At 67.2% G+C, this 15192-nt stretch carries 14 protein-coding genes, 2 rRNA genes and 1 riboswitch; of the genes, 3 read left to right on the top strand and 13 right to left on the bottom strand.

Going from position 1 to position 15192, the window contains the following annotated elements; genetic code table 11:
* Nucleotides 1-6 precede the first annotated feature (6 nt).
* Both rrf and LK539_RS24255 read left to right on the top strand, forming a co-directional pair.
* Nucleotides 7-119: ribosomal RNA gene (gene rrf / locus LK539_RS24260) — 5S ribosomal RNA — on the top strand.
* 172 nt (nt 120-291) lie between these two features.
* Nucleotides 292-1599 carry a metallophosphoesterase gene (locus tag LK539_RS24255; protein ID WP_227803617.1) on the top strand — a complete coding sequence of 436 codons (1308 nt, stop codon included), beginning with the start codon at nt 292-294 and terminating at the stop codon, nt 1597-1599.
* Here LK539_RS24255 and LK539_RS24250 read toward each other — a convergent pair.
* The 13 genes from LK539_RS24250 to cobT form a co-directional block, all read right to left on the bottom strand.
* Nucleotides 1593-3068: a cobyric acid synthase gene (locus LK539_RS24250; RefSeq protein WP_227803616.1), complete on the bottom strand. Its 1476-nt coding sequence runs from the start codon at nt 3066-3068 to the stop codon at nt 1593-1595. The genes LK539_RS24255 and LK539_RS24250 overlap by 7 nt on opposite strands.
* Complete coding sequence (locus LK539_RS24245) at nt 3065-3934, bottom strand: cobalamin-binding protein (RefSeq protein ID WP_227803615.1); 870 nt, start codon at nt 3932-3934, stop codon at nt 3065-3067. Before LK539_RS24245 ends, LK539_RS24250 begins: the two co-directional genes overlap by 4 nt.
* Nucleotides 3931-4911 (bottom strand): threonine-phosphate decarboxylase CobD, encoded by a 981-nt coding sequence (cobD, locus tag LK539_RS24240; protein WP_227803614.1) that lies wholly within the window; start codon nt 4909-4911, stop codon nt 3931-3933. The genes LK539_RS24245 and cobD overlap by 4 nt, the downstream gene beginning before the upstream one ends.
* Entirely contained in the window at nt 4904-5839 is a 936-nt protein-coding gene (gene cbiB, locus LK539_RS24235; protein WP_227803613.1) for an adenosylcobinamide-phosphate synthase CbiB, read from the bottom strand. Before cbiB ends, cobD begins: the two co-directional genes overlap by 8 nt.
* A complete protein-coding gene (gene cobU / locus LK539_RS24230; protein WP_227803612.1) occupies nt 5833-6393 on the bottom strand; it encodes a bifunctional adenosylcobinamide kinase/adenosylcobinamide-phosphate guanylyltransferase in 561 nt (186 codons plus the stop codon). Before cobU ends, cbiB begins: the two co-directional genes overlap by 7 nt.
* Entirely contained in the window at nt 6390-7685 is a 1296-nt protein-coding gene (locus tag LK539_RS24225; protein ID WP_227803611.1) for a cobyrinate a,c-diamide synthase, read from the bottom strand. The genes cobU and LK539_RS24225 overlap by 4 nt, the downstream gene beginning before the upstream one ends.
* Complete coding sequence (gene cobO, locus LK539_RS24220) at nt 7685-8302, bottom strand: cob(I)yrinic acid a,c-diamide adenosyltransferase (RefSeq protein ID WP_227803610.1); 618 nt, start codon at nt 8300-8302, stop codon at nt 7685-7687. Before cobO ends, LK539_RS24225 begins: the two co-directional genes overlap by 1 nt.
* Nucleotides 8299-9072, bottom strand: coding sequence for an ABC transporter ATP-binding protein (locus LK539_RS24215; protein ID WP_227803609.1), 774 nt, complete (start codon nt 9070-9072; stop codon nt 8299-8301). The genes cobO and LK539_RS24215 overlap by 4 nt, the downstream gene beginning before the upstream one ends.
* Nucleotides 9073-9074: 2 nt before the next feature.
* Nucleotides 9075-10097 carry an iron ABC transporter permease gene (locus LK539_RS24210; protein WP_227803608.1) on the bottom strand — a complete coding sequence of 341 codons (1023 nt, stop codon included), beginning with the start codon at nt 10095-10097 and terminating at the stop codon, nt 9075-9077.
* 18 nt (nt 10098-10115) lie between these two features.
* Entirely contained in the window at nt 10116-11957 is a 1842-nt protein-coding gene (locus LK539_RS24205; RefSeq protein WP_227803607.1) for a TonB-dependent receptor domain-containing protein, read from the bottom strand.
* 67 nt (nt 11958-12024) lie between these two features.
* Nucleotides 12025-12258: riboswitch (cobalamin riboswitch) on the bottom strand.
* A 32-nt stretch (nt 12259-12290) separates the two neighbouring features.
* Complete coding sequence (locus LK539_RS24200) at nt 12291-12821, bottom strand: histidine phosphatase family protein (protein ID WP_227803606.1); 531 nt, start codon at nt 12819-12821, stop codon at nt 12291-12293.
* A gap of 4 nt (nt 12822-12825) precedes the next feature.
* A complete protein-coding gene (locus LK539_RS24195; RefSeq protein WP_227803605.1) occupies nt 12826-13605 on the bottom strand; it encodes an adenosylcobinamide-GDP ribazoletransferase in 780 nt (259 codons plus the stop codon).
* Nucleotides 13606-13616: 11 nt separating this feature from the next.
* Nucleotides 13617-14651 (bottom strand): nicotinate-nucleotide--dimethylbenzimidazole phosphoribosyltransferase, encoded by a 1035-nt coding sequence (cobT, locus tag LK539_RS24190; RefSeq protein ID WP_227803604.1) that lies wholly within the window; start codon nt 14649-14651, stop codon nt 13617-13619.
* A gap of 429 nt (nt 14652-15080) precedes the next feature.
* Between cobT and LK539_RS24185 the strand changes: the two genes are divergently transcribed.
* Nucleotides 15081-15192 (top strand): 16S ribosomal RNA (locus tag LK539_RS24185); the annotation flags it as partial.

Raw genomic sequence — 15192 nt, 5'->3', positions numbered from 1 at the left:
TCAAAGCCTGATGACCATAGCAAGTCGGTCCCACCCCTTCCCATCCCGAACAGGACCGTGAAACGACTTTGCGCCGATGATAGTGCTGCAACCAGTGTGAAAGTAGGTTATCGTCAGGCTAGTTATAAAGCAGAGCCCGCTCAGTTAAGACTGAGCGGGCTTTTTGCTTTTCTGCGCCCGCCGGCACCGGCTATACGTCACGCATGTAATGACATGTCGGCGCCTTCTTCCCATCGCCAAGCGCTCTTGCTGAGCTACACTGATTCTTTCCTTGGCTAAGCAAAAGAAGCAATGAAGAAGACCCGTGTTTATCTGGTTCGCGGCCTCGTGCTTAGCCTTTCCGCATTCGTGGTCGCCGTCGGTGTCGCACTCGCCAGCGCGGACGTTGAGCTGACAGATTCCGGCGCCCACAAGCATCTGCTTGTTCCCATCGGTCCCGTGACGGCCAAATTCAATACCTTTGCCGGCACCGGCGACAAGGTTCGCATGCCAGGCTTCCTCGACGGCCCGGTAGTGCGCAGGAGTGCTGACGGCAGTTGGGCAGCGACCTGGTTTTGCGAGGACAAAGTCCAGAGCCGGACGGGTTCGGACGCCGAGCTGATCATCGACTGTGCCGGCAAGCGCCACATGTTTCCCGTGTCGCGCACGCCGCGGGTACCGGATGCCGTGTTCGATACCCAGGGGGACACCCTGATCCTCAGTGACATCGAAGGCAATGCCCGCTTCCTCGACGCCGCCCTCAAGTCGCTTGCCGTCACGGACGCCGACGGCAACTGGAGTTACGGCAGCAATCATCTCGTCATTGCCGGCGACGCTGTGGACCGCGGGCGCGACGTCTTTGCAGTGCTATGGCGGCTCTACGCACTAAGCCAGCAGGCCCAGGACGCGGGCGGTGCCGTGCATCTCGTACTCGGCAACCATGAGCAGTATCTGCTGCGCGGGAACGCCTCGCGCGCCAACCGCGATCACCTGTATGCATTGACCAGGATGGGCGGCCAGGCACAGGCCTTCGGTGCCGACACCGTGATCGGACGTTGGCTGCGTCTGCAGCCGGTCATCATCAAGACCGGCCGTACCGTCATCACGCACGGCGGCGTCAACCCGCTGGTCGCCGACGCCGGCTTCACCGTGAATAACCTGAACAGCGCGATGCGACGCTACTGGATGGGCGACATGCCCGGCAAGGCGGAACTGGATGCGATCGTTGGTCCCGCCGGCGTCACGCAGTACCGTGGCTACTTCGAGGATGCTGAAGAGCGCTTCCCGCGCGTGACCGCTGCGCAGATCGACGATGTGCTTGCGCATTTCGGCGCGAAGACCATCGTTGTCGGGCATACCCTGGTGGACCGAGTAAAAGCGCTGCACGACGGACGGGTCTGGGCGATCGACGTCAACAGCGACGAGGCCCGACCGGAAGCGCTCCTGATACGCAAGGGCGAACCAATAGTGGTGTCGACCGGCGTGGCGCGCGGGCTCAAGGAAGACGCTGCGCCGCGCATTACCCGTCCATTCAGCCTGTTCGCCGCCTCCGACCTGGCCATGCTCAAGGGCCTGATCGCGTCGAACTACGCGCTGTCGCAGATTCCCGTGCCTTACTGAGCCGCTGCCCCGGGTTGCATGACAGACAGCAGGCGCTCGAGCACCGGCGCGGTCGCATCCGCAATGCGGTCGATGCTCGCTTCCCGCAGCGCGGCCGTATCGACCATGTGATCGCTGCGCAGGCCGGCCCAGGCCAGCAGCGCCGCGCCGGCCTCGGGATGGTCGAACACCCCATGCAGATAGGTGCCCAGCACCAGCCCGTCGTCCGAGCATGCGCCTTCGCCGCGCCCGTCGATGACGAACGCAGGCTGCTCCATCGCCGTACCGCGCGAGACACCCATGTGGATCTCGTAGCCTCGTAGTGCGAACGACGCGCCGCCAGCCATGCTTGCTTGTGCGCTGACCAGCGCCAGCCGCTTCTCCCGCGCCAGCTCGGTCTCGATCTCGAGCAGGCCCAGGCCTTCCGACACGCCGGCCGAGGCTTCGACGCCATGCGGATCCGCCACGCGACGGCCGAGCATCTGGAAGCCGCCGCAGATCCCGATTACCTTGCCGCCATAGCGCAGGTGCCGCGCCAGGTGCGCGGGCCAGCCCTGCGCCTGCAACCAGGCGAGGTCGCCGCGCGTGTTCTTGCTGCCCGGGAGGATGATGAGGTCGGCCGCCGGAATCGCTTCCCCCGCGCGCACAAAACGCAGATCGACGTCCGGATGCGCGCGCAGCGCATCGAAATCGGTATGGTTGCTCATGCGCGGCAGGCTCGGCACCACGATGCGGAAGCGCCCGCGGTTCGACTGCGCCGGCTGCACCGCGTCTTCCGCGTCGAGGTACATCCCGTGCAGATAGGGCAGTACGCCCAGCACGGGCTTGCCGGTCTGCTGCTCGAGCCAGTCGAGTCCTGGTTCCAGCAGCTTGATGTCGCCCCGGAAGCGGTTGATCACGAAACCGACGATGCGCGCGCGTTCCGACTCGGACAGGCAGGCCAGTGTGCCGACGATGTGGGCGAACACCCCGCCGCGGTCGATGTCGGCAACCAGGATCACCGGGCAGTCGACCGCCTCGGCGAATCCCATGTTGGCGATGTCGCGGTCGCGCAAATTGATCTCGGCCGGACTGCCGGCGCCCTCGACCACCACCGCTTCGTATTGCGCCAGCAGTCGCGCATGCGACTCCAGCACCGCACCCATCGCTACCGTCTTGTACTGGTGGTAGTCGCGCGCATTCATCTCGGCGCGCACCCGGCCGTGGATGATCACCTGGGCGCCGGTGTCGCTGGACGGCTTGAGCAGGACCGGATTCATGTCGGTATGCGGCTCGAGACCGGCGGCGATCGCCTGCACCGCCTGGGCGCGCCCGATCTCGCCGCCGTCGAGCGTGACCGCGCTGTTGAGCGCCATGTTCTGCGGCTTGAAGGGCGCGACGCGTACGCCCTGGCGCCGCAGCAGCCGGCACAGGGCCGCGACCAGGGTGCTCTTGCCGGCATCCGAGGTCGTACCCTGCACCATCAGGGTACGGAAGGGCAGGGCGCTCATTTATTGCGGTGCTGGCGCGCCAGCTCGAGCTTCTCGCACAGCACGGCGGTCCCTGCGATCATGCGCGGTCCGGCGCGGTTGAGCAGGTTGCCATCCACCGTGAACAGGTTGTCATTGCGCGTCGCCGTCAGGGTGGAATAGGGCTTCCATAGCGAGACGCCGCCATAGTTCTTCTCGGCCGTGCCGAACACCGCTTCCGGGTCGGCCTGCAGGACGCTCTCGATCGACACGATCGGCGCGGTAACGCTCAGCGCGTCGAAGATGTTTTCGCCACCGCACAGGCGCAGAGCATCCGTGATGATGTGCTTGCCGCTGAGCGTGTACAGCGGCTTGTCCCACACCTGGTAGAAGGTGCGTACCGGCGGGCGGCCGGCGTAGCGGGTACGCAAGCTGGCCAGCTGCTTGCGCAGCTCTGCCGCGGCGGGGCCGGCGACCGCGTCGGTGCCCATCAGGTGGCCGAGGCGCAGCACGTTTTCCGGGATCCCTTCCAGCTTCTGCGGATCGCTCAGGAACACCGGAATGCCGAGCTTGCGCACCATCTCGATCTGCCGCTCGGAGCTATTGTGCATCCAGGCGACGATCAGGTCGGGTTTCAGGCTGATGATGCGTTCCAGGTCGACTTCGCGGTTCGAGCCGATGCGCGGTATGCTTTTCGCCGCTTCCGGATAGTCGCTGTAGTTCACGGCGCCGACGATGCGGCTGCCTCCGCCGGCAGCGAACAGCACTTCCGTCACGTGCGGCGCCATCGAGATGACGCGCGCCGCCGGTTTGTCGAGCGTGACCGCATTGCCCGCGTCGTCGCGCACGGTGACCGCGCTTGCCAGCGGCGCCGCCAGCGCGGCCGCCCATATCCACATCCGTTTCATCGATTGCTCCATGCCTGAAGTGCCGTTTCCAGCCGTTGCCATTCTGTCTCGTTTGCGGGCAGCCCCATCCGGATGCCGCGGCCGGCCTCCTGGAACAGGCGGCACCACATCCCGTGGCGCGCCATGAAGCCGTGGAAGGCTTCCGGCTGCTCCTGCGCCCACCAGTGGAACAGTGGTGTCCCCGTCGCTGCGATCCCATGCGCGGCGAGCAGGCTGCGCATGCGCCCACCCGCGCTTTGCAGCCGGGTGAAGGTCTCCCGCTGCCAGGCCGTGTCGCGCAGCGCCGCCAGTGCCACGCTTTGCGCCGGACCGCTGACGGCCCATGGCCCCAGTACATCGGCCAGCGCCTGCAGTGTGGCTGCGTCGGCGCCCACGAATCCCAGCCGCAGCCCGGCCAGCCCGAAGAACTTGCCGACCGAGCGCAGCACGATCAGGCCGGGCCGTTCCGTATAGGCGGCTACGCTCAGCCTTGGGGCGGTATCGCCGAATGCCTCGTCCACCACCAGCCAGCCGCCGCGCTTGCCCATGCGGTCGGCCCAGGCGAGCAGGCGCTCGGGCGCGATCGTTTCGCCGGTCGGGTTGTTGGGGTTGACCACGACGAGCACATCGCTGGTGTCGACCGCAGCGTCCAGGTCTGCATAAGCGGCCAGGCGCCGCAGGTGTCCATGCTGCGCCCATGCATGCGCGTGCTCCGCATACGAGGGGGCCGACACCGTGACCCGCGAGGGCGCGCGCAGCCGCGGCAGCGCCTGGATCGCGGCTTGGGTACCGGCGACCGGCAGCAGGGCAGGGGCACCGTAATACGCGCAGGCTGCCGCGACCAGCTCCGGGTTTGCCTCCGGCAGGCGATGCCACGCGTCCGGTGCAAGCACGGGCGCCGGATAGCCGTGCGGGTTGATGCCGGTCGACAGGTCGATCCAGTCCTCACGCCCATACAGGTCCGCGGCCTCGCGCAAGTTGCCGCCGTGTTCAAGCATGCGGCACCCACAGGATGGCCGCTGCAGCGATCACGCCTAGCCACAGCAGCGTTGTGTGCCACACCAGGCGCCAGGCGCGCACGATATCCGCCGCAACGGCTTCCGGACCCGCGCCCAGCGGAGGACGCTGTTCCAGCTGTCCGTCGTAGACGGCCGCGCCGCCCAGCGACACGCCGAGTGCACCGGCGCCGCTCGCCATCACCGGGCCGGCATTCAGACTGCTCCAGGCGGGAGCCTGGGTGCGCCAGCATTGCCAGGCGCGTGCGCGGCCCGATCCGGCCAGGAGCACATACGACAGCGCGGTTAGCCGCGCAGGCACATAGTTGAGCACATCGTCAATACGGGCAGCGGCGCGGCCGAAGAGATTGAAGCGCTCGTTGCGGTAGCCCCACATCGCGTCGAGCGTGTTGGCAAGCCTGAACAGGACGGCCCCAGCACCGCCGGCCACCAGGAACCAGAACAGCGTGCCGAACACGGCGTCATTGCCGTTCTCGAGCAGCGACTCGGCGCCTGCTTTGGCCAGATCCGCTTCCTGGGCGTCGTGGGTGTCGCGGCTGACGATCCAGGAGGTGCGCGTGCGCGCCGTCGCCAGGTCGCCCGCGCGCAGGGCCTCGACGATCGGCATGGTATGGTCGCGCAGGCTGCGCAGGCCGATGCAGGCGTACAGCAGCAGCGCATGCAGCCACAGTCCGGCGTGCGCCGCTGCCAGCCAGGCGAGCAGGGTGAGCGGCAGCACCGCCATCATCCAGGCCAGCAGGCCGCGCGGGAAGCGCAGGGCGCCGCGGTTCAGTCGGTGCTCGATGGCCGACGCCAGCCTGCCGAAGCCGACCAGCGGGTGCCAGCGGCGCGGTTCGCCCAGCAGCAGGTCGAGCACGACACCAGCCACCAGCAGGATGGCCAGTTCGGGCAGCGACAGGCCGCTCAGCATGCGGAGCCTTTGAGCACCAGCGGCAGTCCGGCGGCGACGAACACGGCCCGGTCGGCGCGTGCGGCCACCGCCTGGTTCAGGCGGCCCGCCTCGTCGGCAAAGCAGCGCGACACCGCACCCCAGGGCACGATGCCCATGCCGACCTCGTTCGAGACGAACACGAGATCGCCCTCGACACCGCCCTCGAGCAGGTCGAGCAGCGCCGCATGCTCGCTGTGGAAGCGCTCCGGCAGCGTCACTTCGCCGACATCCGGCCATTCGCGGCCGTCGCAGAACATCAGGTTGCTCAGCCAGAGCGTCAGGCAGTCGACCAGTACCAGCCGGCCGGGCGCACACTCCGTGCGCAGCACGGCTGCAAGCGCCAGTTCCTCCTCGACCGTCCGCCAGCCGGCCGGGCGGCGTTCACGATGATGCGCAATGCGGGCCGCCATCTCGGCGTCGCCCGCGCGCGAGGTTGCGACATACACGATCTCCTTGCCGGAGGCTTCGGCAAGCCGCTCGGCGTAGCCGCTCTTGCCCGAGCGCGTGCCGCCCAGTACCAGGGTGACGCTCAAGGCGCAGCTCCGCCGAACAGCGCGGCGATTGCCGGCGGGTTCGAAGGAAAGTAGGCGTGGAAGTAGGACGCAGTGAGCGAGCCGATGCGGTAGACCGCTTCGCCCTGCGCGCCGTTGCCGGTCTTGACGGTATAAGACTGGGCCGGCACCGGCGTCTCCAGCAGCGAGTAGTGGAAGGTGTGGCCGCGCACCGGACCCTGGTCGGTGGGCCGGGCATGGGCGCCGAGGCCCGCCAGGCGCGCCTGCATCCGCACTTCGCCCGGCAGCAGCCCGGCCATGGGCCAGCGCCGGCCTTCCTTGTCGGTCAGGCCGTCGGCCAGCACCATCATGCCGCCGCATTCGGCCAGGATCGGCACGCCGCGGACGTGGGCCGCATGGATCGAGGATTGCCACTGGCCGGCGCGGCTCAGCGTTTCGCAGTGCAGTTCCGGATAGCCGCCCGGCAGGAACACCGCGTCCGCGTCAGGGGGAACCGGCTCGTCCGCCAGCGGGGAAAAATAGCGCAGCTGCGCCCCCATCGACTGCAGCAGGTCGAGGTTGGCCGGATACAGGAAGCAGAAGGCGGCGTCGCGCGCGATGGCGATGGTGCGTCCGTCGAGCGGACGCCCGACGTCTTGCCACTCGGGCGCCGACGGCGCCAGCAGGGGCAGCGCGTTCCAGGCGTCTTCGTTGAAGTGCAGCCCATCCGCCAGGCGGTCGAGCATTGCGTCCAGGCCCTCGACTTCGCCGGGCAGGACCAGGCCCAGATGGCGTTCCGGCAGCGGCGTGTCCTGGCGCGCCAGCCATCCGACCAGGGGGATCTCGCGCAGCGAAGACGCCACCATGTTCGCATGGCCTTCGCTCGCGATGCGGTTGGCGACCACGCCCGCCAGCTCCACCGGCCCATAGTCGCGCAGCCCGCGCGCTACCGCACCCACGGTCTGCGCCATCGCAGAGGCGTCGATCACCGCCAGCACCGGCACGCCGAACTCGCGCGCCAGGTCGGCCGCCGAGGGAGCGCCGTCATACAGGCCCATGACGCCCTCGATCAGGATCGCATCGCTTTCGCGCGCCGCGTTGTGCAGGCGGCGCCGGCATTCCTCGACCCCGACCATCCACAGGTCGAGCGTATGCACCGGCGCCCCGGATGCGCGTTCGAGCAGCATGGGGTCGATGAAATCCGGCCCGCATTTGAAGACCCGCACGCGCAGGCCCTGGCGCAGCAGCTTGCGCGCCAGCGCGGCGGTGACGCTGGTCTTGCCCTGGCCGGAGGCCATGGCCGCCACCAGTACGGCGCGTGCGCCCTTGTCCATCACCACTCCGTTCCGGCCTGGGCCACGATGCCCGCCTTGAAGGCGTGCTTCACCACGTTCATCTCGGTGACCGTATCAGCTACAGCGATCAGTTCCGGCGGCGCGGCGCGCCCGGTCACCACCACGTGCTGCATCACGGGACGGTCGAGCAGGTCGGCGATCACCGTGTGCACGTCGAGGTAGCGGTATTTCAAGGCGATGTTCAGTTCGTCCAGCACCACCATGCCATAGGCCGGGTCGCTCAGGAAGCGCCTGGCCTGCTCCCAGGCCTCGGTCGCCTTGGCGATATCGCGCTCGCGGTCCTGGGTCTCCCAGGTATAGCCTTCGCCCATCGCGTGGAAGCTGACTTCATCCGGGAAGCGGCGCAGGAATTTTTCCTCGCCGGTGGACATGGCGCCCTTGATGAACTGGACCACACCCACCTTCATGCCGTGGCCGAGGGCGCGCATCACCATGCCGAAAGCGCTCGAACTCTTGCCCTTGCCGTTGCCGGTATTGACAATGATGATGCCGATTTCCTTGTCGGCGGCGGCGATCTTGGCGTCGATGACGGCTTTTTTCCGCTCCATGCGCTGGCGGTGGCGTTCGTTCAGTGCATCGATGTCGTCCGGATTCATGGCGTGGCCTCGAAAGGTAGGAAAATGCGGCGGCCGCCGTGCTCGATCATGTCGATCGGGTGGCCGAGGTAGTCGCCCAGCAGCGCCGGCTGCATGGTGTCGTCAACAGGACCGGCCTGCCAGCGGCCGTCGCCGTTGAGTAGCAGCGCGTGGGTGGAGATGCGGTAGGCCAGATTCAGGTCGTGTCCGATCATGACCACGGTCTTGGCCTGTTCGCGGCACAGCCTGGCCAGCAGGGCCATGACGCTGACCTGGTGCGCCAGGTCGAGCGCGTTGGCCGGTTCGTCCAGCAGCAGCAGCTGGGTGTCCTGGGCCAGCAGCGCCGCGATGGCGACGCGCTGGCGCTCGCCGCCCGACAGCGTGCGCACGTCGCGCCCCGCCAGGTCCGCCACTTCCATCTCTTCGAGCGCGCGCATGGCGAGCTGGTGGTCGTCGCTGCCTTCCCAGTAGCGGTCGGCGTGATAGGGGTGACGCGCCGACAGCACGGTTTCGATCACGCTGTACGAGAACGCGTCGTGGCGCGACTGCGCAAGGAAGGCGCGGATGCGCGCCAGTTGTTCCGGCGCCCAGGCGTCCAGGCGGCGGCCGCCGACCAGCACGGCGCCGGCGTCGGGACGGTGCAGGCCGGCCAGGGTGCGCAGCAGCGTGCTCTTGCCGGCGCCGTTGCGGCCGATGACGCTCCAGCATTCGCCGGGCCGCGCGGCCCAGTCGAGCTGGCGGATCAGCGTTCGGTTACCGACCTTCAGGTCGAGGTGTTCGGTCCGGATCATGGTCATTTCCTCAGGCGGTGCAGCTGGTAGAGGAAGACCGGGGCGCCGATGATCGCGGTGATCGCGCCCACCGGCAGCTGTTGCGGCGCGATGATTGTGCGTGCCAGGGTATCGCACAGCACCAGGAAGCTGCCGCCGGCCAGCACCGCCGCCGGGATCAGGACCCGGTGGTCGGGACCGAAGGCGAAGCGGCAGGCATGCGGGACGATCAGGCCGACGAAGCCGACCGAGCCGGCGCTGGTCACGGCGCTGGCCGTCAGCACGCCCGATACGAAGAACAGGCCCTTGCGCAGGCGGCCGACGCGGATGCCCAGCGTGGCGGCGGCTTCGGCGTGCAGCGCGACCACGTTCATGGCGCGCGCGCTGCGCAGGGCATACAGCAGGGCACCGCCAAGCACCAGCCAGGGTGCCAGGCGCAGCGGGGCGCCGGCCAGGTCGCCGATCATCCAAAAGATCATGCTGCGCAGCCGGCCTTCCGGCGCGATCGACAGCATCAGGGTGACAAGGGCCATGCAGGCCGAGGACAGGATCACGCCGGTGAGCAGCAGCATCGAGGTGCCGCCTTCGAGCGCGAGTCCGCCGCGCAGGTCGCGCCGCGCCAGCAGGTAGAGCAGCATCGACACCCCTACCGCGCCGGCCAGCGCGGCCAGGTCGACCACCAGGGCGGTGGCCATCAGGAGCAGGGCGAGGAGGGCGCCGACTGAAGCGCCCGCCGAAATGCCGAGCACATACGGGTCGGCCAGCGGGTTGCGCAGCAGCGCCTGCATCATCACGCCAGCCAGCGCCAGCGCGCCGCCGGTGACGAAGGCGGTCAGCGCGCGGCTGGCGCGCAGCTCGAGCAGCGAGGCCGCCAGGCTGTTTGCTTCGCCGTTCGTTAGCTGGCGCAGCGCGTCCGGCACCTCGGCCAGCGGCACGGCGACCGAGCCCGTCATGCCGGCGAACAGCAGGCTGGCAAGGGCGCACAGCAGCAGCACGCCGATGACGAGCGTGGCGCGCTGGCGCTGCGAGTTGGCTGGGTGATGCATGCGTCTCCTCTTGGTACGTCAGCGGATGCCGTAGCGCAGGCCGGCGAACCAGGTACGGCCGCTGGTGCCGTAGTTCCGGGCCAGCTCGTAGCGCTTGTCGGCGACGTTGTCGACGCGCAGCAGCAGCGACACATCAGGCGTGAACTGCCAGGTAGCGTACAGGTTGAGCAGGCCGTAGCCGCCCAGGCGATTGCGGTTGGCCGCGTCGTCGAAGCGCTCGCCCGAGAGCTGCAGTTCGGCGCCGGCCTTGAGCGCACCCCAGCTGCTGTCGGCCATGAAGGAAGCGTGCTTCTTCGCGCGGCGCGCCAGCTGCTTGCCGGTGGTCTCGTCGGTCGGGTCCTGCCAGTCCAGGCTGCCGCGCAGCGTGACGCCGGCGACAAGTGCCTCGGCCGCCAGCGTCACGCCTTCCAGTTTGGCTTCGTTGACGTTGTAGGCGCAGCTGCCGGCACGGCCCGGGCAGGGCGTTGCGGAGACGATCATGTCGGTCAGGCGGTTGCGGAACCAGGTGGCGTCGAACTGCAGCTTGCCGGCATCGTAGCGCAGGCCGGCTTCAAGGTTGCGGCCCTTCTCCGGACGGTTGGTCGGCAGGCCGTATCCCGGGTAGTACAGCTCGTTGAAGGTCGGCGCCCGGAAGCTCGAGCCGACGCTGGCGGTGGCGCGCAGGCCCCTGCCGAAGTTGTAGCCATAGCCGGCGGCGCCGGTGTTCTTGTTACCATAGACCGAGCGGTCGTGGCGGGCGCTGGCATCGAACAGGTGGCTGCCGCGCTTGGCCGAGTAAGCCGCCGCGTACGAATTGGTCGTGCGGCTGCGCGACAGGTCGGCGGTGGAGCTGGACTCGACTTCTTCCTTGCGGTGGCTGTACAGCAGCTGCAGGGTGTCGGGGCCGAGGGCGATGGTGTTCTGCCAGGTCAGCTCGTCCTGCTGCGTGTCGATCTGGCTGGCGCCGGATGCGGCGGCGCTGGTGAAGCTGCCCAGTTTGTCGTCGGAGCGGGCGAACTGCAGGGTAGAGCGCCAGTTGGACGTGAACTGGCTGGCGACATACACCGCCGCCGTGTTCAGGTCCTGCTTGTTGTTGACGTCATAGGGGCCGGCGCCGCTGTCGTACTGCGCGCGCAGGTCGCTGTGCAGGAATTGCGCGCCAATCTCATGTCCGGGAGCCAGCGTATACGACAGCTGGCCGTTGGCGTTGCGGCGGCGGTAGCCGTCTTCGTCCGGGTTGAAGCCAAAGGCGCCGGGACGGGTGGCCGAGAAGCCGTCCGAGTCTTCGTAACCGGCGCTGAAGGCATAGCGCAGCGCATCGCCGGCGCCATGCAGGCTGGCGTCCGCCTTGCGCGTGGCATTGCTGCCGGCGCCGACCGCAGCGCTGACGGTGGGGCTGCCATCGCCCTTGCGAGTAAAGATCTGGATCACGCCGCCGATCGCGTCGGCGCCGTACAGGGTGCTGAGCGGACCGTAGACGACTTCGATACGCTCGATGGCGCCGAGCGGCACTGCGTTCCAGGAGGCGACGCCACTGGTGGACGAGCCGATGCGCACGCCGTCGAGCAGGACCACGACCTGGTTGCTGTTGGCGCCACGCAGGAACACGCTGGTGGATGCGCCGGCGCTGCCGTTGCGGGTGATTTCGATGCCGCGCTGGCGCCGCAGCACGTCGGCCACTGAGCCGGCGCCGGAACGGGCGATCTCGTCGGCATGGATGACGGTGGTATCGGCGATCACGTCGACCGCGCGTTGGGGCATGCGGTTGGCGGTGACGACCACGGAGTCCAGGGTCTGGGCGAAGGAGGGCGAAGCGAAGGCGAGTGCGAGCGCGGATGCAAGCGAACGCGCGGCCGCTTGCCGTGTTACAGGAAAGTTCATGAATAGTTCACATCAAAGACAACCAGCCGACGTCCCCGTAGGCCAGATTGAACAGAAACGCACCGTTGGCGCGCTTCCACCTTTTGGCCGGTATCCGGGCTGGCAAGTCTGGCCGTCCGACCTTCCCATGCGTTCGCACAGTGGTCATGGAAGACGGTTTGCCGCGCTGCTGATTCAGCATGCGCGGTACTTGCTTACCGTTGCGGGGGCAGCACACGTTGGCCTTGTTGAAGGGCTTCGTGTTTCCCGTTTAACTGCGGTCGTGGACACGACCGCGAGCACCAAAACGCCGCCATTATAAAGGAGAAACTGCGGCACGGTGGTGGAGCGTTGTCAGTCTTTCAGCACGATGACTTCGCCGTAGGCGATGCGGTGGGCGCTGTTTGCGGCGCGCAACGCAGCTTCTTCGAGCGTGCCGCCGGCATGCAGCGCCGACAGCAGTCGGATGGTGCCCGCGTGGCAGATGACGAGGGCAGGATGCTGCAGCTCCTTGCGAAACGCGGCCACGCGGCGTGCCACGTCCAGCACGTTCTCGCCGCCGCCGGGACGGTAGTGGAGGAGGTCGGCGGCCCAGGCGTCGACCTCGGCGCGCGGGATCGCATCCCATCCCTGCATCTCCCAGGCGCCGAAGTCCATCTCGGCCAGGCGCGCATCGAAGCTGACGGGAACGCCGAGCGCATTGGCGAGCATGCTGCAGCGTGCGAGCGGGCTGGCATAGACGGACAAAGCACCGGGCAGGGCTGCGGCGCGCAGGCTGGCAACGACCAGGGTGGTTGCTTCGATAGATGTCGAAATGTCGGCCCTGCCGTAGCAGATCCCGGGCGCGATCTCCGGCTGCGGGTGGCGGACCAGGACCAGTTCCATCGGATCAGGCCAGGGCGCCGTGGCCCAGGGTGGCCAGCACGGCGAGGTAGATCACGACTTCCGCCAGCTGCTGCACGGCGCCAAGGCAGTCGCCCGTATAGCCGCCGATGCGGCGCGCGAATTTGCGGGCGAGCCACCAGGTGGCAAGCGCGCTGGCGATGCATGCCGCGAGCACTGCGCGCAGATCGAGCGCCGCCGTTGCGACCAGGATGGCGCCAGCCAGGGCGACCGTTGCCGAGGCGATGATGAACTCCGGCGTCGTCATGCGCTCGGCCAGCGGCTTGGCCTTGCCTTCGGCGCGCGCATATTCCATGCACCAGATGAGCGAGGTCGCGGCCAGGCGCGAGAGCGGATGCGCGAGCAGCAGCGCGCCGATGGCGCTGGCCGGCGGCAGCATCGCCAGCGCAGTGCACTTCGCGCCGAGCATGCACACGACGCCAATCGCACCGTAAGCGCCGACCCGGGAGTCCTTCATGATCTCGAGCACGCGCTCGCGCGTCATGCCTCCGCCGAGGCCATCGCAGGTGTCGGCGAAGCCGTCTTCGTGAAAGGCGCCGGTGGCGTAGATCGTCGCCGCGGTCGAGAGCGCGGCCGCGACGGGCGCCGGGAACAGATACGCTGCCGCCGCATATACGCCGGCGCCGATCGCGCCGACCACCAGGCCGACCAGCGGGAAGTAGCGTGAGGCGTGGTGCAGCCACTCCTGCTCGAAGCCGACCCAGCGCGGAATCGGCAGGCGGGTGAAGAACTGGACAGCGATGAAGAACAGGCGTAGCTGCTGCATGTTTTATTTACTCACTGCGAGCTGGTGCTGACCTGGGCCGAAGCGAAGGTCGCCATCTCGTTGAGGAAGTTCGCGGCTGCATGCAGCAGGGGCAGGGCAAGGGCACTGCCGGTGCCTTCGCCGAGCCGCAGGCCGAGCTGCAGCAGCGGCTGGGCGCCGAGCGATTCGAGCATCAGGCGATGGCCGTTTTCGTTTGAGCAGTGGGCGAACACGCAGTAGTCCAGGATCGCCGGCTGCACGCGGGCGGCGACCAGCAATGCACTGGTGACGATGAAACCGTCGATCAGCAGCACCTTGCGCAGTTCGGCGGCCTTCAGCATGGCGCCGGCCATCATGGCGATCTCGAAACCGCCGAAGGTGGCCAGTACGTCGAGCGGATCGTTCACGCCGGTATGGCGGGCGACGGCGGCTTCGATGACCTGCTGCTTGCGCTGGATGCCCTCAAGCGACAGCCCAGTGCCGGCGCCGACGCATTGCGACAGCGGCAGGCCGGTGAGCTTGTGCATGATTGCCGCAGCCGCGGTGGTGTTACCAATACCCATTTCGCCAAACCCCACGACGGTGCCGGGCAGGTCGCGCACCAGGGCTATGCCGTGTTCCAGCGCGGTCTCGAGCTGCGGACGCGACATCGCGGGTTCGACTGCAAAGTTGCGGGTGCCTGGCGCTACCTTGCGGTCGAGCAGTCCCGGACGCTCGCCAAAGGCGTGGTTGACGCCCGCATCGACGACGTGCAGCGCGCAACCATTCTGGCGGGCGAACACGTTGATGGCCGCGCCATTGGCCAGGAAGTTCTCTACCATCTGCCAGGTCACGTCCTGCGGATAGGCTGAGACTCCTTCCGCAACCACGCCATGATCGCCCGCGAACACCAGGATGGCTGCATCCGCAATACGCACAGTCGTCGAGCGCTGGATCAGTCCCAGCTGCGCCGCCAGGGTCTCGAGGCGGCCAAGGCTTCCCAGCGGCTTGGTCTTGTTATTGATGGCGTCGAGCAGGGCTTCCTCAAGGGCCGCGTCTGCGGTCGGCGCGATGTGTGGGAGGTGCATTTCCGGAACAATAAGGTGGAAAAAACGCGACGATAGCATAGTCGCAAGCGTTGTAAGCGCCGTCGGGCTTTGTTATAGTCTCGTTCCTCCGACGCACAACGCAGCCTTTTTGGCAGCGAGCGCGAAAGAGACAAGGGGTTGACGAGTTACGCGAAACACTGCATAATCTCACTTCTCTGCTGCTGACGAACACAACGCTTCGCACAGTGCAGCAAGGTAGTACAGAACAACGGTTCTTTAACAATCAACAGTCGATAAGTGTGGGCGTTTGATGAAGGTGCCGGCTGACTTGCTCAGCTGCATACTTAAATTATCAAATGTTCACAAAAAGTATTAAACGTAAATCTTCGCAAGAAGGTTTCGTCAGTACTTTGAGTGAGCGACCCGGCAGTAATGCCGGTGACTCGAAAGAGTCAACAAACAGAGATTGAACTGAAGAGTTTGATCCTGGCTCAGATTGAACGCTGGCGGCATGCTTTACACATGCAAGTCGAACGGCAGCGCGGGGCAACCTGGCGGCGAGTGGCGAACGGGTGAGTAA

This window comes from Massilia sp. IC2-476 (assembly GCF_020707295.1).
Lineage (GTDB): Bacteria > Pseudomonadota > Gammaproteobacteria > Burkholderiales > Burkholderiaceae_D > Telluria.
Note: the sequence above shows the minus strand (reverse complement) of the source record. Positions and strands in the feature narration are given on the sequence as shown.